General features: G+C 66.9%; 13 protein-coding genes. 12 read left to right on the forward strand and 1 reads right to left on the reverse strand.

Annotated elements, in window-relative coordinates:
* On the forward strand, positions 1-2828 hold a 2828-nt coding region (locus H0X91_RS26285; RefSeq protein ID WP_196433485.1), incomplete at its 5' end, for a DUF2339 domain-containing protein.
* Entirely contained in the window at positions 2825-4183 is a 1359-nt protein-coding gene (locus tag H0X91_RS26290; protein WP_196433486.1) for a DUF3999 domain-containing protein, read from the forward strand. The genes H0X91_RS26285 and H0X91_RS26290, both read left to right, overlap by 4 nt.
* A gap of 166 nt (positions 4184-4349) precedes the next feature.
* Here the strand turns inward: H0X91_RS26290 and H0X91_RS26295 are convergent, their stop codons facing one another.
* A complete protein-coding gene (locus tag H0X91_RS26295; RefSeq protein ID WP_062884962.1) occupies positions 4350-5138 on the reverse strand; it encodes a GNAT family N-acetyltransferase in 789 nt (262 codons plus the stop codon).
* Positions 5139-5434: 296 nt separating this feature from the next.
* Between H0X91_RS26295 and H0X91_RS26300 the strand changes: the two genes are divergently transcribed.
* The 10 genes from H0X91_RS26300 to H0X91_RS26345 all read left to right on the forward strand — a co-directional run bounded on the left by H0X91_RS26300 (position 5435) and on the right by H0X91_RS26345 (position 21097).
* Positions 5435-5740: an NIPSNAP family protein gene (locus H0X91_RS26300; RefSeq protein ID WP_006490913.1), complete on the forward strand. Its 306-nt coding sequence runs from the start codon at positions 5435-5437 to the stop codon at positions 5738-5740.
* A 310-nt stretch (positions 5741-6050) separates the two neighbouring features.
* Positions 6051-6701 carry an NADPH-dependent FMN reductase gene (locus H0X91_RS26305; RefSeq protein WP_006490914.1) on the forward strand — a complete coding sequence of 217 codons (651 nt, stop codon included), beginning with the start codon at positions 6051-6053 and terminating at the stop codon, positions 6699-6701.
* A gap of 235 nt (positions 6702-6936) precedes the next feature.
* Positions 6937-7155, forward strand: coding sequence for a hypothetical protein (locus H0X91_RS26310; protein WP_006491406.1), 219 nt, complete (start codon positions 6937-6939; stop codon positions 7153-7155).
* Between the two features lie 95 nt (positions 7156-7250).
* Complete coding sequence (locus H0X91_RS26315) at positions 7251-8153, forward strand: hypothetical protein (protein ID WP_006490910.1); 903 nt, start codon at positions 7251-7253, stop codon at positions 8151-8153.
* A gap of 962 nt (positions 8154-9115) precedes the next feature.
* Positions 9116-15946, forward strand: a complete 6831-nt coding sequence (locus tag H0X91_RS26320; protein ID WP_196433487.1) for an ESPR-type extended signal peptide-containing protein — start codon at positions 9116-9118, stop codon at positions 15944-15946.
* Positions 15947-16067: 121 nt separating this feature from the next.
* On the forward strand, positions 16068-16730 hold the full coding sequence (locus H0X91_RS26325; protein ID WP_060264397.1) for an OmpA family protein: 663 nt from the start codon (positions 16068-16070) through the stop codon (positions 16728-16730).
* Positions 16731-17118: 388 nt separating this feature from the next.
* Entirely contained in the window at positions 17119-18264 is a 1146-nt protein-coding gene (locus H0X91_RS26330; protein WP_006495166.1) for a DUF2827 domain-containing protein, read from the forward strand.
* A gap of 14 nt (positions 18265-18278) precedes the next feature.
* Positions 18279-19433, forward strand: coding sequence for a DUF2827 domain-containing protein (locus H0X91_RS26335; protein ID WP_006495165.1), 1155 nt, complete (start codon positions 18279-18281; stop codon positions 19431-19433).
* Between the two features lie 26 nt (positions 19434-19459).
* Complete coding sequence (locus tag H0X91_RS26340) at positions 19460-19927, forward strand: DUF4019 domain-containing protein (protein WP_006482018.1); 468 nt, start codon at positions 19460-19462, stop codon at positions 19925-19927.
* A 33-nt stretch (positions 19928-19960) separates the two neighbouring features.
* Positions 19961-21097 carry a DUF2827 family protein gene (locus tag H0X91_RS26345; RefSeq protein WP_060264401.1) on the forward strand — a complete coding sequence of 379 codons (1137 nt, stop codon included), beginning with the start codon at positions 19961-19963 and terminating at the stop codon, positions 21095-21097.
* Positions 21098-21119 lie beyond the last annotated feature (22 nt).

Raw genomic sequence — 21119 nt, forward strand, 5'->3', positions numbered from 1 at the left:
ACGCGCCCGCACCCCGTGAACCCGGCATCGCCGAACGCGCATTCGGCGCCGCGCGCGACTGGCTGCTCGGCGGCAACACGGTCGTGCGCGTCGGGATCATCGTGCTGTTCTTCGGCGTCGCGTTCCTGCTGAAGTACGCGGCCGACAACGACATGCTGCCGATCGAGTTCCGCCTCGCGGGCACGGCGCTCGCCGCGGCCGCGCTGCTCGCGATCGGCTGGCGCGTGCGGGCGCGTCGCGCCGCGTACGGCCTCGTGCTGCAAGGCGGCGGCGTCGGCATCCTGTACCTGACGATCTTCGCCGCGACCAAGCTGTATGCATTGCTGCCCGTCGGCGCCGCGTTCCCGCTGATGGTCGCGGTCTGCGCGCTGAGCGCGTTCCTCGCGGTGCGGCAGAACGCGCTGCCGCTCGCATTCATGGGCAGCGCGGGCGGCTTCCTCGCGCCGATCCTGCTGTCGACCGGCCAGGGCAACCATGTCGCGCTGTTCAGCTACTACGCACTGCTGAACGCAGGGATCTTCGCGATCGCGTGGTTCAAGGCGTGGCGCCCGCTGAACCTGCTCGGCTTCGTGTTCACGTTCACGATCGGCTCCGCGTGGGGCGTGACCGCCTATCGTCCCGCGCTGTTCGCGAGCACCGAGCCGTTCCTCATCCTGTTCTTCCTGATGTATGTCGGCATCGCGCTGCTGTATGCGGTGAAACGCGAACTCGCGCTGCGACACTACGTGGACGGCACGCTCGTGTTCGGCACGCCGATCGTCGCGACCGCGCTGCAGGCGTCGCTCGTCAAAGGCATGCCGTTCGGGCTCGCGTGGAGCGCGGTCGCGCTGTCGGCGTTCTACGTCGCGGTCGCCGCATGGCTCGCGCGCCGCCGCGACCGCCTCGGCCTGCTGTTCGAATCGATGCTCGCGCTCGCGGTGATCTTCGCGACGCTCGCGGTGCCGCTCGCGTTCTCGGGGCCGACGACCAGCGCCGCGTGGGCCATCGAAGGCGCGGCCGTCGTGTGGCTCGGCGTGCGCCAGAAGCGCCTGCTCGCGTTCGGCTTCGGGCTGCTGATGCAGGTCGCCGCGGCCGGCGCGTTCTTCACGAGTCTGCTGGGCCCGGCCGACACGGCCGCGCTGCCGGTGCTCAACAGCCCGTATATCGCGATGCTGCTGATCGCGCTCGCCGGCCTGTTCACCGGCTGGTGGCTGCACGGGCGCGGCGAAGCGCGCGCGTGGCACGCGTGGATGCCGGAGATCGGTGTCGCGGCCGCCGCGTGGGGGCTGCTGTGGTGGGTCAGCGGCGGGCTGCACGAGATCCTCGTCTATGCGAGCCGCCATGTCGACCTGCATGCCGACCGCTTCGTCGTCGATACGACCGCGCTGTTCGCGGCCGGCACCGCATGGCTCGCGCACGTCGCGCGCCGCCGGCTCGCATGGCCGCTCGCCGAATGGCCCGCGCTCGCGCTCACGCCGGTGCTGGCGCTGCTCGCGCTGCGCGCGTTCGACGCGCACGAAGCGCCGCTGTCGGGCATGGGCGCGTTCGCGTGGCCGATCGCCGTCGGCGCGGGGCTCGCGCTGCTGTGGCGCCAGTCGCGCGGCACGACCGGCGCCGCCGCCGCGAACGGCACGGCGTCCGCCGTTGCAGCAGCCATTCTCGCGCCGCTGCATACGCTGACGTTCTGGACCCTGTGCGGACTGTTGTCGCTCGAGGGTTTCTGGCGCCTGCGCACGTTCGTCCCGGAAGGCGCGTGGAGCTGGAGCGCATGGGCGTACGGCTTCGGCGCGCTGCTCCTGCTCGTATCGGGCCCCGGCTCGCGCCTGCGCTGGCCGGTCGCCGCGTTCCCGCGTGCGTATCAGGTGTGGGGAGCCGCGCCGCTCGCCGCGCTGCTGTGGCTGTGGAGCATCGCCAGCACGGCGAGCGACGGTGACGCCGCTCCGCTCTTCTGGCTGCCGCTGCTCAATCCGCTCGACGTCGCGCAGGGTCTCGTGTTCGTCGCGTTCGTCGCGTGGCTGCGTCGCCTGAAATCGCTCGGCCTCGCGTGGCATCCGCGCGTGGTCGACTATATGGCGATCGCGACCGTATTCCTGTGGTTCAACGCGCTGATGCTGCGCACGCTGCATCACCGCTTCCACCTGGGCTACGACATCGATACCGTGCTGTCGTCGTTCGGCATCCAGCAGGTGTTCATGGTCGGCTGGAGCCTGTTCGCATTCGCCGGAATGTGGCTCACGCGCCGCGACGGCATCGCCCGCCTCTGTGCGTTCGCGTCGCTGCCGCTGATCGTCGTGATGTGGGCGTGGACCTTCTACGCGAACTTCACGCAGGACGGCGGAAGCTGGGCGCGCGTGCCGCTGTTCAATCCGCTCGATCTCGTGCTCGCGGTCGTCTATGCGCTCGCCGCGTCGTGGTTCGTGCGCGCGCGCAGGCTCGGCTGGTCGTTCGACGCGTATCGCGTCGAGTTGCTGGGTGCGGCCGGCGCGACCGGGTTCCTGTGGCTGAACGCGATCCTGCTGCGCACGCTGCATCACTGGGCCGGCGTGCCGTACGAATTCGGCGCGATGGCGGAGTCGACGCTCGTGCAGGCGTCGGTGTCCGTGTACTGGACGGTCTGCGCGCTCGCGATCACGATCTGGGCCACGCGCCGCGGGCTGCGACCGCTGTGGTTCGTCGGCGCCGCGCTGCTCGCGCTCACGGTCGTCAAGCTGTTCCTGTTCGACCTGTCGCACGTCACCGGCATCGAGCGCATCGTGTCGTTCATCGGTATCGGCGTGCTGCTGCTGTTGATCGGCTATTTCTCGCCGCTGCCGCCGAAGGCCGCCGCGCAACAGGACGGCCAGCCATGAAACGACTCGCCGCCCTGTTCGGGCTGAGCCTGCTCGCGTCGTTCGCGGCAGCCGACGGCGCGCCGAACGCCGGCCGCGTCACGCAGCGCTTCGCGCTCGACCTCGACGGCAGCGCCGCGTATTACCAGCTCACCGTGCCGCAGCCCGTGTATGCGGCGAGCCGGCGCGACGACCTCGGCGACGTGCGCGTCTTCAACGGCGCGGGCGAGCCGGTGCCGTACTCGCTCGATGCACCCGCCGCGGCCGCATCCGGCGTGCCGCCGTCCCGCACGCCGGTGCACTGGTTCCCGCTGCCGCCCGTCCGCGCCGAACACGGCAATGCGCCGCTCGGCGTGACGGTCGGCCCGGACGGCGCGCTGCGCGCGGCCGTCGCGACGCCTTCGCACGGCAGGCACGGCGCGGATCTCGTCGACCTGTCGCATGCCGACGGCAGCATCGATGCACTGCTCGTGCACGTGGACGACGACAGCTACCAGGGGCGCGTGTCCGTCGAAGCCAGCGACGACCTGCGCAGTTGGCGAGCGCTCGGCAGCACGCAGTTGCTGAAGGTCGGCCGCGGCAACGACATGCTGGTGCAGGAGCGCATCGCGCTCGAAGGCGCGGCGCCGCGCTACCTGCGGCTCGACTGGCTCGACGGCGCGCCCGCGATCGCGTCGATCGACGTCGAGACGCATCCGCGCGACGCGCGCGGCACCGACACGGCGTCCGTGCCGCGCCAGTGGCGCGATGCCGTGCGGATACGCGCCGGCGGTGCGCCCGGCGAGTATCTGTTCGACACCGACGGCGCGTATCCGGTCGACCGCGTGCGCATCGACCTGCCGCAGCCGAACACCGTCGCGCGCGCGACGCTGCAAAGCCGCGCCGATGCGCAGTCGCCGTGGCGCGACGTGGCGTCCGCCGTGCTGTTCCGGCTGCAGGGCAAGGGCGGCGAGCAGCGCAATCCGCCGTTCGAGTTCGTCGCGAATACGGATCGCGCGTGGCGAATCGTCGTCGACATGCGCAACGGCGGGCTCGGCGGCGGCCAGCCGGCCGTCGCGATCGGCTGGCATCCGGCCGCGCTGACCTTCGTCGCGCGCGGCACGCCGCCGTTTACGCTCGGCGTCGGCGATGCGTCGCTCGTGTCGTCGGCCGTGAGCCGCGACGCACTGCTGGTCGGCATGGCGCCGGAAGTGCGGCCCGCCCGCGTCGGCGCGGCGCTGCCGGTGTCCGCGGTCGCGCCGGCGGCAGCCGCCGATGCGGATGCCGGGCGCCGCTACGTGCTGTGGGGCGCACTGGTGATTGCGGTCGGCGTGCTCGGCGCGATCGCATGGCGCCTCGCGAAAGGCGGCGGCGAGACGCGCGACCGCGCCGAATGACGCCGACACGCGTTTGCGTGCCGCTCGACTCGGCGTTCATCGAGCAGGTTCGTTCCTTCGGCCATCGCGGCGCGTGACCGCACCGGTTCATCGAGCGATCCGCGCCCCGTCTTCGCGGGAAGGCCACGCGACGCGCCTGCGGCACGAGCAGGCGCCCTGCCCGCCGCTATCGCGCCACGAAGCGGCCGTGCTGACGCGGCCGCCACGGCGACGACCGACGACTGGCCGCACCGGCCGCTCGGCGCGCCGCGAAACGTCCGGCGCGACGCCAGCCCGACTCGCGCCGGGCCATCGCGACGATGCGCGGCGCCCACGCCTGCATGACACGCCGCACCGCCGCCACGCGCGCAGCCAGCCGCGCTGCCGGCAACACGCGGCGTGCCGCACGTGCAACGGGCCGTTTGCACAGGATCGCGCTGTCGTAGCACTTGCCGGAGAAACGCATCACGTCGACCACCTCGAAACCCTGCGCGCCATAGAACGCCAGCAGGTGCGCAGCGGGATGCGGCGTATCCAGCGCGAGCAGCGCATAGCCGCGCAACGCGGCCCACTGCTCGGCGAACGACAGCAGCAACGCGCCGATCCCGCGGCTCTGGCAAGCCGGGTCCACCGCCACCTGACGCACGCTCGCGACGCCTTCGCGCCGGTACAACGAGCAGGCCGACGACGGATCGGTCGCATACAGCGTGGCCGTGCCGACGACACGCCCGCCGCACACGGCGACATAGCATTCGCCCGCTTCCGCGCGGCGGCGCGTGACGTCTTCGTCCTGATCGACGCACGTACAGTTGAGCCCCATCGCACCGAGCCGCGCGAACGCGCGGTGCAGCATCGGCGTGAGTTGTGCATAGCTGTCGACTGCCGGATCGAAACGCCGGACGATCACCCGATCGGCACACACCAAAGGCGGTGCGGCAGGGGTGCGTTCGGCGATCGCGTTCCAGGGTATCGACATGGCCAGGCTCCGTGGTGAAGATGCACGAAGTCTAGGAGCGCGCCGGCAGCCGTCGCAAGAAAAAATGTCGTAAAAATCCCGGGGTAGCGCGGGTGGCGGAGGACGTGGTGGAGACGGTGCGTTCCGATGCAGCGTGCGCGTCTTGGCGAACGCATCGAAGCACCGGTCGTTGTTCGCGCAAGCAACCGAGCACGCCATGAAGTCGCGCGGCGAGGCCCGTCCCCGGCGCGCACGCCGTTGACACGTGCCATCCCACACTCCAGACTCGCTGCTCCGTCACCGCATCGCGAGCGCCCATGATCACCTGCTTCCTTCGCTACGTCGTCGATCCGTACAAACTCGTCGAATTCGAAACCTACGGCAAGATGTGGATTCCGCTCGTCGAGCAGTTCGGCGGCACGCATCACGGTTACTTCCTGCCGTCCGAAGGCGCGAGCAACATCGCGCTCGCGATGTTCTCGTTCCCGAGCCTCGCCGAATACGAGCGTTACCGCGAACGCTCGAAGGACGATCCGGCCTGCCAGGCCGCGTTCCGCTACGCGGAGGAAACGCGCTGCATCGTCAGCTACGAGCGCAGCTTCTTCCGGCCGGTGTTCGAGTAACGGGCCGCGCCGCCGCGCATCGCACCCCGTTTTCCGGTCGAGGACGAAAAAAAGCCCCGCCTGCATCCGCGCGGCGGGGCCAACCCATGTCAGTAGAGACATCATGGAGGAGACGAGTCCATCTTATCGACCGTGGCGCACCGTCCCAACCAAGCATTTCTGCTATCGATCTGCGCGGCCGCGCACACGATTGCCCCCGCCACGCGGCATATCGATAGAACGAAAAGTCGTTTTCAGAGTGGCGACGGGGTCGTTACCATCTGGTTTTAAGCCTGTGCTTAGCCGGGCAAGCCAATCCCAGGAGCGCCCCTTGACTGCATTCGATCAACACCGCCGCCCGTTCGTCGTCGGCATCGGCGGGACCACCCGAGCCGCATCGTCCACCGAACGCGCACTGTCGTTCGCACTGCGCGGCGCGCAGGCCGCCGGCGCACGCACGCGCCTGTTCGACGGCCCGTTCCTGCATACGCTGCCGCACTACGCCCCCGAACACAAAACGCTGACCGACGCGCAGCGCGAGCTGATCGACGCCGTGCGCCAGGCCGACGCGATCATCATCGCGACGCCCGGCTATCACGGCGGCGTGTCCGGTCTCGTGAAGAACGCGCTCGACACGCTCGAGGAACTGCGCGCGGACGAACGCCCGTATCTCGACGGCCGCGCGGTCGGCCTGATCGTCACCGCGTACGGCTGGCAGGCGGCCGGCACCGTGCTGACGTCGCTGCGCTCGATCGTTCATGCGCTGCGCGGCTGGCCGACGCCGTTCGGCGCCACCGTCAACACGCTGGAAACGCGCTTCGAAAGCGCCGACAGCTGCTCGGATCCGAAGGTGGTGGCACAGCTCGAGACGGTCGGCGCGCAAGCGGCCGAATTCGCGCTCGCGTTCGCGTCGCATCGTGCGGCCTCGCACGCGGCCTCGGTCGATGCGCTCGCGCCCGTACTGAAGGTCGCCAACCAGTAACCTCCGCATTCCGCCGCGCGGCCCTGATCGACAAGATTCGACGGGGCCGCGCGGCGCGTCTTCCCGCGCATGGCGATGTGCCGGACGCGCCGTCTTCGCCCCTCGCACATACCGTTTCCGCGTACCACCCCGATAACGATTCAGCCCGCCGCGTGATTTGCATTGGCCGAAAGATTGGTTCACGCCGCCGGCAGGTTTTCGTACGCTGAAAGTCCGAACTTTTTCCGCGCACGCCATGAACCGTACGATCCGCTACAAGGGCTATGAAGTCGCTCCCGCTGCCGCCCGGTTGCCGAACGGGCTGTTCGCCGCCAACCTGACCATCGAACGCGCGAACGGCGGGCCGTCGCCGCGCTCCGTGTCGTTCGACGCCATCGATTTCTTCTTCGAGGAAGAACACGCCCTCGCCTACGCGTCGCGCTGGGGCCGCCTCTGGGTCGACACGAACGCGTGACATCCGCGGGGCCGGCGTGCCCATGGCCGCTCGAAAATACGCGATGACGGAAGCTGTGCAAGAATCTTTCGATCCGTAATCGCATAACAATAGCCATGACTGACACGCTGCAGGAAGAGCATGCAGCCGCAGATCACGCGATGCGCAACTGGACCTTCGAGAGGCAAGGTTCGGTCCGGATCGGTTCCGATGCGCACAAGCAGATGTTCTGTCGGATGCTGCTCGACACACACAACCCGTACAAGCCGGCCGTGATCGACTGGCCGGCACTCCAGCCGGCCGAACTCAGGCGGCTCACGTCGCTGCCGATCTGGGACATCGCGGTGCAAACCGAAGGCCGCGCGTCGATCCGCGTGGCGACCTACGCCGCGACGGTCGACGATCCGCTGCTGCGCCGCGCGCTCGAGATGGACGGCGGCGAGGAAGCCCGCCACAAGGTCGTGCTGTCGAAGCTCGTCGAGGCGTACGGCATCCAGTTGGCGCCCGAGCCGCCCTATCCGGCACCGAAGGACCCCGAATGGTCGTGGATGATGACGGGCTTCAGCGAATGCATCGACAGCTTTTTCGCGTTCGGCCTGTTCCGCTCCGCGCAGCGCTCCGGCTATTTCCCGCCCGAACTGGTCGAAACCTTCGAGCCCGTGATCCAGGAAGAAGGCCGCCACATCCTGTTCTTCGTGAACTGGTACGCGTGGTACTGGCGCACGATGCCGTGGTGGCGCCGGCCGTGGTTCTTCGCCCGCGTGGCGGCCGTGTGGGTGCAACTGATCCGCGACCGCATGAGCATCGCGCGCGGCATCGATGCCGACGGCGCCGCGCGTGACGCGAATTTCCCGGCTACCGGCACCGCCGACATCGGCGATGCGCTGAACCCGCGCGAGCTGATCGAGCTGTGTCTCGCGGAGAACGACCGGCGGATGGCCGGATACGACAAGCGCCTGCTGCGCCCGATGTTCGTGCCGCGGATGGCGCGGTTCGCGCTGCGGTTTCTGAAGAAGTGAAGTCGAAGGCTTGCCGCCGGTCATGCGGCAAGCCCCCGGTTGGGTCCACGCCCGTGGACCGAATGTGGCGTGCGCGACACATTCGATCAATCCCTATTTTTCTTCGACACGTCGAGCCGCCGACGGCATGACGGACAAATTGCCGCACCCTCCATCTGACATTTCGGCCGCCGCCGACCCGACGCCGACCTGCGGTCTTTGACGACCTGTCGACACACCCCGCGAAACAGCCGCTCCCCCTGCCTGCCCGACTTCCGGCGTGCGTACCGATTCCGCCTTAACACCGATTACAACGCGCTCGTCAATAGGACAAATCCGATAAATTGACGCGAATTGTTTCATTTGTTGCCCTGTAGCAATTTTTTACAACTTCGATGGGCCGGGCGGCCCGGAACGCCCGTCGCACGGGCCCCCGCGCCGGGCGGGATGCGCAGATCGGCACAACCCAATGCGCGTCATGCCAGGTAAATTCGATTATAAAATAATCTCTAAATACAAAAACCAATTCAATTCACACAAAACATTTAACAAGTTAATAATTAGGCAAAGATATTATCTCATCATAGCCAAACAATCCTTACGGAAATGAAAGAATGCAGGGCTGCGCAAACGTTTGCTATTTCATTTGTCTTACTTTTGAGGCGATGCGATCTGTTACCCATCGCACACAACTTCTATAAGTCATTGATTTTTATATGAAATCATGCTCCTCGCCAGAAAAATTCAAACCCTACAAGACACATTCTTGTATCTTTCAAATACATTCTTCCCCAATACATCAAAAAGCGATGCATTAACCATTCTTTAACTTTCCGAACGTTTCATTTATCACTGTTTGTCAATCTCTAAAATCCTCCTCCAATAAACTCCGCCCATCAATTTTGAGATTCGCGCGAGCGCACGGAGTAATCCTCTAACCAAAGAGACCGGTGTGTGGCGTGCACATTTGGAGGTAGCAGGACATGAACCGCACATACCGCTCGATCTGGAACGAAGCGCTTGGCGCCTGGGTCGCGGCATCGGAAATCGATTCGGCACGGGGCAAGCCGAACAAGTCGGCCGTCGTGGTGGCAGCAGTCGCGGCGCTGGCGATCAGCCTGCCCGGCTTGGCCGAGGCCAACACGCTCAACACACAGCAGACCTGCTTCACGGGCAGCAACGGCGCGGTCGGCCGCGTCAACCCGGGTGGCACGCAAAACCAGGCCGCCGATGGCTCCGGAACGTATTCGGTCGTAGCCGGGTGTAACTCCAACGGCAATGGCTGGACCGGTGTCACGGTATACGGCTCGTTCGCGCAGGCGACCGGCAACGGCGCCGTCGCCACCGGCATGCAATCGTCGGCCGGCCTCTGGGGTGTCGCGGCCGGTCTCGAAACCACCGCCAGCGGCGCCGCCGCAACCGCCCTCGGCTTCGGTTCGACGGCCAGCGCGCTGAACTCGGTCGCGATCGGCGGCGCGGGCGGCGACGGTACGACGCCGCTGTCGCAGGCCAACTCGACGCTCGCCTCGGGTGCGGGTTCGATCGCCATCGGCAGCAACGCAACGAAGGGCGCTCAATCGGCCGCCTCGGACGGTATCGCGATCGGCGGGCAATCGTCCGTCGCGTCGACCGCCACGTCGGGGATCGCAGTCGGTCGCGGTGCGACCGTCAATGGTGCGTACGGCATCGCGCAAGGCGACGGCGTCGTCTCCGGCGCAACGGGCCGGAACGTGGCGATCGGCTCGTCCGGTACCACCGCGAACGGCGCCACGGCCGCCGGCGGCGCGGTCGCGATCGGCCGAGGCCAGGTCGCGACCGGCGACGGCGCCGTTGCGATCGGCGATCCGAACAGCGCCACCGGCACGGGTGCGCTGGCAATCGGCGCAAACGACACGTCGAACGGCTCCGGCGCCATCGCGCTCGGCAACAGCAACTCGGCGAGCGGCACGGGTTCCGTCGCGCTCGGCAACAGCAGCACGGCAACCAACAGCTCCGTCGCAATCGGCAGCTCGGCGTCGGCAACGGGCACCAACGGCGCGATCGCCATCGGCAACGCCGCGACCGCGAACGGCACCGGCGCGATCGCGCTCGGTAACGCCGGCAGCTTCGCCGCCAAGTCGCTGGCTACCGGCACGGACGCACTCGCGCTCGGTAACGGCTCGACGGCCAGCGGCAGCGCCGGCGCGGTCGCGGTCGGCGCGGCAGCCGTGGCGTCCGGAAGCTACGGCACGGCACTCGGTTCGAATTCGACCGCGAGCGTCGCAAACTCGGTCGCCCTCGGCTACAACGCGCTGACGACCAGTGCGGCAACGGCGACGTCCGGCGGCACCACCACGGTCAGCAGCGCCACGATCGGCGGTCAGACGTTCGGCAACTTCGCCGGCGCCAATTCGGCGGGCGGTGTCGTCAGCGTCGGGCAGTCGGGCTCGGAACGCCGTATCCAGAACGTCGCGGCGGGCCTCGTCACGGCCACCAGCACCGACGCGATCAACGGCAGCCAGCTCTATTCGGTTGCGAGCACGACGACGTCGAGCATCACGAGCCTGTCGACGTCGGCTTCGACGGGCCTGTCGTCGGCTAACAGCTCGATTTCGTCGCTGTCCACGTCGACCTCGACCGGCATCAATTCGCTGTCCACCGGCCTCAGCTCGGCAAACAGCTCCGTTACGTCGCTTTCGACTTCCACGTCGACGGGTCTCTCCTCGGCTAATAGCTCGATCGGCTCCCTGTCGACCTCGACTTCGACCGGCATCAACTCGCTGTCCACCGGCCTCAGCTCGGCAAACAGCTCGGTTACGTCGCTTTCGACCTCCACGTCGACGGGTCTCTCGTCGGCTAACAGCTCGATCTCGTCGCTGTCGACCTCGACTTCGACCGGCATCAACTCGCTGTCCACCGGCCTCAGCTCGACAAACAGCTCGGTTACGTCGCTTTCGACTTCCACGTCTACCGGCCTCTCGTCGGCTAACAGCTCGATCTCGTCGCTGTCCACGTCGACCTCGACCGGCATCAATTCGCTGTCCACCGGCCTCAGCTCGGCAAACAGCTCCGTTACGTCGCTTTCGACTTCCACGTCGACCGGCCTCTCGTCGGCTAACAGCTCGATTTCGTCGCTGTCCACGTCGACCTCGACCGGCATCAATTCGCTGTCCACCGGCCTCAGCTCGGCTAACAGCTCCGTTACGTCGTTGTCGTCTTCCACGTCGACCGGCCTCTCGTCGGCTAACAGCTCGATCTCGTCGCTGTCCACGTCGACCTCGACCGGCATCAACTCGCTGTCCACCGGCCTCAGCTCGGCTAACAGCTCGGTCACGTCGCTTTCGACTTCCACGTCGACCGGCCTCTCGTCGGCCAACAGCTCGATCTCGTCGCTGTCCACGTCGACCTCGACCGGCATCAACTCGCTGTCCACCGGCCTCAGCTCGGCAAACAGCTCCGTTACGTCGCTTTCGACTTCCACGTCGACCGGCCTCTCGTCGGCTAACAGCTCGATCTCGTCGCTGTCCACGTCGACCTCGACTGGCATCAACTCGCTGTCCACCGGCCTCAGCTCGGCAAACAGCTCCGTTACGTCGCTTTCGACCTCCACGTCGACCGGTCTCTCGTCGGCTAACAGCTCGATCTCGTCGCTGTCCACGTCGACCTCGACTGGCATCAACTCGCTGTCCACCGGCCTCAGCTCGGCAAACAGCTCGGTTACGTCGCTTTCGACTTCCACGTCGACCGGCCTCTCGTCAGCTAACAGCTCGATCTCGTCGCTGTCGACTTCGACCTCGACCGGCATCAACTCGCTGTCCACCGGCCTGAGCACGGTCTCGACGAAGACGGACAACCTCGGCAGCAGCACCGCCTCGGCACTTGGCGGCGGTTCGACGTACGACCCGACGACAGGCAAGGTTTCGGCCCCGTCGTACACCACATACAACGCGAACGGCACGACGTCGACCGCCAACAGCGTCGGCTCGGCGATCAACAACATCAACAGCCAGGGCATCAAGTACTTCCACGCGAACTCGACCGGCGCCGACAGCACCGCAACGGGCACCGACGCTGTCGCCATTGGCTCGGGCGCCGTCGCCAGCACGATCAACTCCGTCGCCATCGGCCTCGGCGCGGTCGCCAGCACAGACGACTCCGTCGCACTTGGCGCCGACTCGAAGACCGTCGCGGCAACGCCCACGAGCAGCGCGACCGTCAACGGCGTGACGTTCAGCGGATTCGCTGGCGCCAAGCCAGTCGGCGTCGTCAGCGTGGGTGATGCCGGCAAGGAACGACAAGTCACCAATGTCGCCGCGGGTCAAGTGACCTCCACCAGTACCGACGCGATCAACGGCAGCCAACTGTATTCGGTCGCCCAGCAAGTCGGTACTGCGACCAGCGCCATTTCGTCGCTGTCCACTTCGACCTCGACCGGTCTGTCGTCGGCTAACAGCTCGATCACGTCGCTCTCGACCTCGACCTCGACCGGCCTGTCGTCGGCCAACAGCTCGATCACGTCTCTGTCGACCTCGACTTCGACCGGTTTGTCGTCGGCCAACAGCTCGATCACTTCGCTGTCGACCTCGACGTCGACCGGCCTGTCGTCGGCTAACAGCTCGATCACGTCGCTCTCGACCTCGACCTCGACGGGTCTGTCGTCGGCCAACAGCTCGATCACTTCGCTCTCGACTTCGACCTCGACCGGTCTGTCGTCGGCCAATAGCTCGATCACGTCGCTCTCGACCTCGACCTCGACGGGTCTTTCTTCGGCCAATAGCTCCATCACGTCGCTGTCGACCTCGACCTCGACGGGCCTGTCGTCCGCGAACAGCTCGATCACTTCGCTGTCGACTTCGACCTCGACCGGTCTGTCGTCGGCCAATAGCTCGATCACGTCGCTCTCGACCTCGACCTCGACGGGCCTGTCGTCGGCTAACAGCTCGATCACGTCACTCTCGACTTCGACCTCGACTGGCCTGTCGTCGGCTAACAGCTCGATCACGTCGCTCTCGACCTCGACCTCGACCGGCCTGTCGTCGGCTAACAGCTCGATCACCTCGCTGTCGACTTCGACCTCGACTGGCATGTCGTCCGCTAACAGCTCGATCACCTCGCTGTCGACCTCGACCTCGACCGGCCTGTCGTCGGCGAACAGCTCGATCACCTCGCTGTCGACTTCGACCTCGACCGGCCTGTCGTCGGCCAACAGTTCGATCACCTCGCTGTCGACCTCGACTTCGACCGGCTTGTCGTCCGCGAACAGCTCGATCACCTCGCTGTCGACTTCGACCTCGACGGGTCTGTCCTCGGCTAACAGTTCGATCACGTCCCTGTCGACTTCGACCTCGACCGGTCTGTCGTCGGCTAACAGCTCGATCACCTCGCTGTCGACTTCGACCTCGACGGGTCTGTCGTCGGCTAACAGCTCGATCACGTCGCTGTCGACTTCGACTTCGACGGGTCTTTCGTCCGCGAACAGCTCGATCACGTCGCTCTCGACCTCGACTTCGACCGGCCTCTCGTCGGCAAACAGCTCCATCACGTCGCTGTCGACTTCGACGTCGACCGGCCTCTCGTCGGCAAACAGCTCGATCACGTCGCTCTCGACTTCGACTTCGACGGGGCTGTCGTCGGCTAACAGCTCGATCACCTCGCTGTCGACCTCGACCTCGACCGGTCTGTCGTCGGCCAACAGCTCGATCACGTCGCTCTCGACCTCGACTTCGACCGGTATCAGCTCACTGTCCACTGGCCTGAGCTCGACCAACAGCTCGGTGTCGTCCCTGTCGACCTCCACCTCGACCGGCCTGTCGTCCGCCAACAGCTCGATCACGTCCCTGTCGACTTCGACTTCGACCGGCATCAGCTCGCTGTCCACTGGCCTGAGCTCGACCAACAGCTCGGTGTCGTCCCTGTCGACCTCGACGTCGACCGGCCTGTCCTCGGCCAACAGCTCGATCAGCTCCCTGTCGACCTCCACCTCGACGGGTCTGTCGTCGGCCACCAGCTCGATCACGTCCCTGTCGACTTCGACCTCGACCGGCATCAGCTCGCTGTCCACCGGCCTGAGCAGCACGGACAGCACGATCCTGTCGCTGTCCACCTCGACGTCGACCGGCATCGGCTCGCTGTCCACCGGCCTGAGCAGCACGAACAGCTCGGTGTCGTCGCTGTCGACCTCGACCTCGACCGCGATCAACGCCGCGAAGACGCACTACTACAGCGTCAACGACAACGGCGTGCAGCAAGCCAACTACGACAACACCGGTGCAACCGGCACCAATGCTCTCGCCGCCGGCGTGAACGCCAGCGCGGCGGGCGCGAGCAGCGTGGCAGTCGGCGACGGCTCGAACGCGCAGACGGCAGGCGCGGTCGCGATCGGCCAGAACGCATCGGCAACGGGCGGCAAGGCGGTATCGATCGGCTCCGGCAACACGGCATCCGGCGATGGCGCGGTCGCGATCGGCGATCCGAACGTGGCGACGGGTACCGGCGCCGTGGCGATGGGTGCGAACAATACGGCGACCGGCGACGGCGCGGTGTCCCTCGGCAACCAGAACACGGCAACCGGCGCCAGCGCGCTCGCCCTCGGCAGCTCGAACCAGGCCACCGCGGACAACACGATCGCGCTGGGCAGCCAGGCCACGGCCAGCGCCACCGGCGCACAGGCCTACGGCTCGGCCGCCAAGGCCACGGCCGCCGACGCGCTCGCCTTCGGCACGAACGCGCAAGCGAACGTCGCGAACTCGATCGCACTCGGCGCGAACTCGGTCACGGCCGCGGCGGTCGGCACCTCGAGCGCCACGATCGGCGGCGTCACGTACCCGTTCGCGGGCGGCTCGCCGGTCGGCGTGGTGAGCGTCGGCGCACCGGGCCAGGAACGCCAGATCACGAACGTCGCCGCGGGTCGGATCTCGGCCACGAGCACGGACGCGATCAACGGCAGCCAGCTGAACGCGACGAACAACGCGATCAACGCGCTGTCGACGTCCACCGCGTCGAACGTCGCATCCCTGTCGACCGGCATCAACTCGCTGTCGACCGGCCTGAGCACGACGAACAGCAACGTGGCATCGCTGTCCACGTCGACCTCGACCGCGATCAACTCGCTGTCGACGGGCCTCAGCACGACGAACAGCAACGTCAACTCGCTGTCGACGTCGACTTCGACCGGCATCGGTTCGCTGTCCACCGGCCTGAGCACGACGAACAGCAACGTGGCATCGCTGTCGACCGGCGTGACGAACATCAACAACCAGTTGAACCAGTTGTCGACGTCGATCAACAACAACACGACGCGTGCAGCCAACAACAACGGCATCGCGGCCGACATGAACGGCAAGGGCACCGACGTCCCGGTCGTCACCGCCGGCTCGAACTCGGTGGCGATCGGCGCGGGTTCGAACGACGGCGGTCGCTCGAACGTGGTGTCGGTCGGCAGCGACCAGCAGCAGCGGCAGATCACGAACGTCGCGCCGGGTACGCAAGGCACCGACGCGGTGAACGTGAACCAGCTGACGCAGGTGCAGACGACGCTGTCGACGGCACTGTCGGGCCAGCAGGCGCAGATCAACTCGCTGGGTTCGCAACTGCAGCAGACCGACCAGATGGCGAAGCAGGGTATCGCGGCCGTCGGCGCGATGGCGTCGATCCCGCAGCTCGATCGCGACGCCAACTTCGGGATGGGCGTGGGCACGTCGACCTTCCTCGGCCAGAAGGCGATGGCGGTCAACATGCAGGCGCGCATCACGGAGAACCTGAAGGCGTCGATCAACGGCGGCTTCAGCGGCGGTCAGAAGGTGATCGGCGCCGGCATGCTGTATCAGTGGAAGTAATGCGTCGCGCCGCCCGGCCGTCCGGCTCGCCAGCCGGGCGGCCCGCGGCTCCGACGGCAGGACGAGCCCGCCGCGCACCGCGCGGCGGGCCTCGGTCAACCCAAGCTTTAAGGACGTCACCGTGAACAAACTCGCTCTTGCGCTCGCGCTTTCCGCAACGGCCCTCGCCGCGTGCTCGACCGCATCCGGCCCGACCTTCAGCGCCTCCGAACTGCAGCCGCGCAACGGCGTGCGCACCTTCCAGGTGGACTGCCACGGCCTGCTGTCGGGCCCGCAGACCTGCATGAAGGCCGCCCGCAAGATCTGCGGCGACGAGCCCGTGCGCGCCGTGGACTCGGCCCGCGCGCTGCGCGACAAATCCGATCCGGCCACGCTGGTCTTCCAGTGCGGCGCCGCACCGGCCGAAGCGGCCTCGGCCGCCGAGCCGGCCGCCGCCGTGGTCGAACGCGTGAACCTGTCGGGCGACGCGCTGTTCGCCACCGACCACGCGACGCTCGCGCCGACCGCGCGCGAATCGCTGGACCGGCTGCTGAGCGAGCGCGCCGACCGCACGTACTCGCAAGTGACGGTCACCGGCTTCACCGATTCGGTGGGCAGCGACGACTACAACCTCGCGCTGTCGAAGCGCCGGGCCGAATCGGTCGCCGCCTATCTGAAGACGCACGGGCTGAAGACCGACTCGATGACGGTCTCGGGCCGCGGCAAGGCCGATCCGGTCGCATCCAACGCGACGCCGGAAGGCCGCGCCAGCAACCGCCGCGTCGAAATCCGGCTGCAGCACTGAGCCGCCTGCGGCCGCCCGTGCGGCCGCGCGATCCGGCGTGCCGTCCGCGCCGCGCGGCACGCCGCCGGACCACCGGGCGCCGCAACGCCTGCGCCCGTTTCCGTTGGCCGGCGGCTATGTCAAAGTTCGTCACGTCCTGCCAAAACCGGCGGTTTCCATGCCACAATCGCCGCAGACAGTCGCCGGGGCAGCCTGCCCGACGCGCGCCGTGCCAGGCGTGCCCGGCGACACGCCGGAATCCGGCTGCCGCCCGCGCGAATCTCGTCGCCCGATTCGTGCACCGCGGCGCACCGGCGCGAATCCAACCATGACGATCCACGGCGCGCCGCTGCCGGCCATACGCTCGACGCGATGCCCGGACGCATGACGCCGCAGAGGAAACCAACCGGTGACGGACATCAATGAAGCCGCCGCGGGCGGCACCCGCAAGCAACGGCCGGCGGTCGGCATCTCGCTGTTTGCGCGCGACGGCCAGGCGATCTGGGAAAACGGCATTCACCAGAACATCGCGTTCCTCGCGATGATGCTCAAGCGCTCGGATCGCGTCGGCCCCGTCTATTTCCTGAACGGCGGCGACGCCAACGCGCTGCCGGCCGGCCTCGAACTCGACGGCCTCGACATCCCGCTGGTGAAACCCGCCGACGTCACGCACGAACTCGACGTCGTGATCGAAATGGGCGCGCAGTTGCCGGTCGAGTGGCTGCGGCACATGAAGGCGCTCGGCAAGAAGATCGCCGCGTTCTTCTGCGGGCACGTGTATGCGGGCCTGTGCGAAACGCCGATCTTCGGGAAACCGTCGGGGCACGTGTTCAACGGCGCACCGTTCGACGAAGTGTGGCTGCTGCCGCAATACGACAAGACCGCCGCGCCGATGCTGCAGACGATCCTGCGCGCGCCCGTCCATCTGATGCCGCACATCTGGTCGCCGTACTTCCTTGAGCGCCGCGTCGCCGTGATCGCCGGCGAAGGTGCGACGTTCGGCTATCAGCCCGGCGCCCGCCCGTGGCGCCTCGCGATGCTCGAACCGAACATCTCGGTCGCGAAGTCCTGCCACTACCCGATGCTGGCGTGTGACGCGTTCTACCGCGCGCGGCCGGACGCGGTGCAGCACATGTTCGTCGTCAACGCGATGCACATGAAGGAACATCCGACCTTCGTGCACTTCGCGAACAGCCTCGATCTCGTGCGCCAGCACAAGGCGACCTTCGAACCGCGCCTCGACCTGCCAGGCTTCATGGCGCGCCATGCGGATGCGGTCGTGTCGCATCACTGGGAAAACGGGCAGAACTATCTGTATTACGACGTGCTGTACGGCGGTTATCCGCTGATCCACAACTCGACGCTGATCGGCGACGCCGGCTACTACTACCCGGACTTCGACTCGGCCGCGGGCGGCCGCGCGCTGCTCGAAGCGTGGCTGCATCACGACGAACGCCTCGACGACTACCGCGCGAAGGCCGGCCGGCTGCTGCAGTCGGTCTCGATCGACAACCCCGCGAACCTCGACGCGTTCGTCTCGCGTCTGGTCGCCTGAACCGGAGCATACGCATGTCGGACTCCAATGCCCGTCAAGCGCCCGGCGAGGGCAAGCGTCTCGTCGTCGGCGTGTCGCTGTTCGTGCGCGGCGCCGGCCAGTCGCTGTGGGAAAACGGCATTTTCCAGAACTGCCTGCTGCTGATCCTGCTGCTGCGCCAGTCACCGCTCGTCGCGGATGCCGTGATGGTGAACGGCGGCGAACAAGTCGCCGATCCGCAGATGATGCTCGGCGAGTGGAACGTGCCGCTGCTGTCGATGGACGAAGCGCTCGAGCGCTGCGACGTGCTGATCGAGATGAGCGCACAGTTCGGCGCGGACTACCTGCGCGCGTTCCGCGAGCGCGGCGGCAAGGTCGTCACGATGCGGGTCGGCAACGACTACGTGATCGACATCGAACGCGCGATGTTCGACAAGCCGTCGGGCTTCCTGTTCTCGGGCGCGCCGTACGACGCGGTGTGGACGATCCCCGAGTTCGAGCGCTCGTGCCTGCACTACTACCAGACGGGCCTGCGCGCGCCGGTCACGATCGTCCCGCACATCTGGCATCCGATGCTGTTCGACAAGGCGCGCGCGACGCTCGGCGCCGGTTTGTCGTTCGGCTATCAGCCCGGCAAGCCGCGCTGGCGCGTGACGATGTTCGAGCCGAACATCTGCATGGTGAAGACGAGCATCATTCCGATGCTCGTGACCGAGGAAGCGTATCGCGCGAAGCCCGAGTTCCTCGAGTTCGTGCGCGTGTGCAACACGATTCACCTGAAGGAACATCCGACGTTCGTGCACTTCGCGAAGAGCCTCGACATCGTGAACCACGGCATCACGACGTTCGAAAGCCGCTATGCGGTGTACGAGTTCATGGCCGCGTACGGCGATGCGGTGGTGTCGCACACGTGGGAGAACGCGCAGAACTACCTGTACTACGAGCTGCTGTACGGCGACTATCCGCTGATCCACAACTCGCCGTTCCTCGGCAAGGCCGGGTATTTCTATCCGGACTTCGACTGCCAGGCGGGCGGCCGCGCGCTGCTGCAGGCGTTCGCCGAGCACGACGCGAATCTCGACGCGTATCGCGAGCAGTCGAAGCACGTGCTCGACTCGGTCAGCATCTACAACCCCGAGAACGTCGCGGCCTATACGGACGCGATCGCCACCCTCTATCGCGACGCGTGACGCGCCGCCCTTTCCGGACCCCGCCCATGAACGCACGCCCGACCCTCACCCGCGCAAAATGGCTGCTTGGCTGCGCCGCCGCATCGATCGCGATCGGCGCGCATGCGCAAGCCGCCGGCGAATCGGCCGACACGCTGCTGCGCGACTCCGATGCGGTGTTCAAGCAGCTCGACGCCGGCCAGTACGGCGCGGTATGGACCGACGCTGCACCGTTCGTCAAGGCGCGCTTCAAGCAGGACCAGTTCGCGGCGCAGATGCAGCAGGCCCGCCAGTCGGTCGGCACGGTCAGCCATCGCGGCTGGGCGCAGGTCACGCGCATCCGCTACGAGCGAACGGCCGGGATGCCCGACGGGCTCTATGCGAACGTCGATTACGCGACGACGGTGGCGAGCGGCGCCACGATGTTCGAAAAGCTGAGCTTTCGCCTCGAAACCGACGGCCGCTGGCACCTGACGGGCTACGTGCCGCGTCAGACGCAAAACGCCGCGCAGTAAGCCGCGCACTGCCCGCCCCACGGAGCCGATCCGATGAAACTCAATGTCGCGATAACGATGAACGTGCAGCGCGACGCGACACAGTCGATCTGGTACAACGGTGCGAACCAGCACTGCGTGTACCTGTACATGCTGCTGAAGCAGTCGCCGTTGATCGGCGAGGTCTGGCTCGCGCACGACAACGGCATCACCGAGTATCCGCAGGCGCTGATGATGGACGCGTTCGGCGACGCGCTGCGGCCGCTGTCGGCCGTCGTTCACCAGACCGACCTGCTGATCGAGATGAACGCGTTCGTCGACCCGTCGCACACGGACGTCGTGCGCCAGCGCGGCGGCAAGTGCGTGTCGTATCGCTTCGGCAACGACTACGTGATCGCGGTCGAGACGATCAACTTCGAGAAGAACGACTGGCGGCCGAACCCGCACCGCGTGCAGTTCGACGAGATCTGGACCAATCCGCAGCACATGCACACGTGCGCCGCGTATTTCCAGGCCGTGTACCGTGCGCCGGTAATCGAGCTGCCGCATATCTGGTCGCCGTATTTCATCGAGCGCAGCCTCGACGCCGATCCCGAACTGAAGGCGCGCTTCGGCTATCGCAACCACGGCCCGGCCAAGCGCATCGCGTTCTTCGAGCCGAACCTGAACGTCGTGAAGAGCGCGATCGTGCCGATGCTCGCCGCGAACGCGTGCTACGTCGAGCATCCGGAGCTCATCGAGCACGTGTACATGACCAACACGTTCGACAAGAAGGAAAACGTCGCCTTCAAGCATCTCGCGCTCGGGCTCGAAATGGTGCGCGACGGCAAGGCCACCGCCGACGTGCGCGCGCCGTTCGTCGCGTGGGCCGCGCATCACACCGACATCGTCGTGTCGCACCACTGGGAAAACGGCCTGAACTATCTGCTGTACGACGCGCTGTACGGCAACTACCCGCTCGTGCACAACTCGCCGTTCCTGCGCGACGTCGGCTACTACTATCCGGACTTCGAGATCTTCGATGCGGCGCGTGCGATCGCGACCGCCGCGCAGACGCACGATGCACGGATCGACGATTACGCGGCGGCCGCCCGTCGCTGCCTGCATCAGGTCGACACGCTCGCCGAGCACAACGTCCGCGCCTATTCCACGCAGATCCAGCATCTGTTCGCCGGCCGCCCGCTCGGCTGATTTCCTTCGCCCGCGCCCCTGC

Origin of the sequence: Burkholderia sp. 9777_1386 (genome assembly GCF_015712265.1) — a bacterium.
GTDB lineage: Bacteria > Pseudomonadota > Gammaproteobacteria > Burkholderiales > Burkholderiaceae > Burkholderia > Burkholderia cenocepacia.

What these genes read in the sequence shown, in the direction of transcription:
- H0X91_RS26290 (WP_196433486.1), top strand. Translation starts at nt 2,825, where the DNA reads ATGAAACGACTCGCCGCCCTGTTCGGGCTGAGCCTGCTCGCGTCGTTC.
- H0X91_RS26295 (WP_062884962.1), bottom strand. Translation starts at nt 5,138, where the DNA reads ATGTCGATACCCTGGAACGCGATCGCCGAACGCACCCCTGCCGCACCG.
- H0X91_RS26300 (WP_006490913.1), top strand. Translation starts at nt 5,435, where the DNA reads ATGATCACCTGCTTCCTTCGCTACGTCGTCGATCCGTACAAACTCGTC.
- H0X91_RS26310 (WP_006491406.1), top strand. Translation starts at nt 6,937, where the DNA reads ATGAACCGTACGATCCGCTACAAGGGCTATGAAGTCGCTCCCGCTGCC.
- H0X91_RS26315 (WP_006490910.1), top strand. Translation starts at nt 7,251, where the DNA reads ATGACTGACACGCTGCAGGAAGAGCATGCAGCCGCAGATCACGCGATG.
- H0X91_RS26320 (WP_196433487.1), top strand. Translation starts at nt 9,116, where the DNA reads ATGAACCGCACATACCGCTCGATCTGGAACGAAGCGCTTGGCGCCTGG.
- H0X91_RS26335 (WP_006495165.1), top strand. Translation starts at nt 18,279, where the DNA reads ATGTCGGACTCCAATGCCCGTCAAGCGCCCGGCGAGGGCAAGCGTCTC.
- H0X91_RS26340 (WP_006482018.1), top strand. Translation starts at nt 19,460, where the DNA reads ATGAACGCACGCCCGACCCTCACCCGCGCAAAATGGCTGCTTGGCTGC.
- H0X91_RS26345 (WP_060264401.1), top strand. Translation starts at nt 19,961, where the DNA reads ATGAAACTCAATGTCGCGATAACGATGAACGTGCAGCGCGACGCGACA.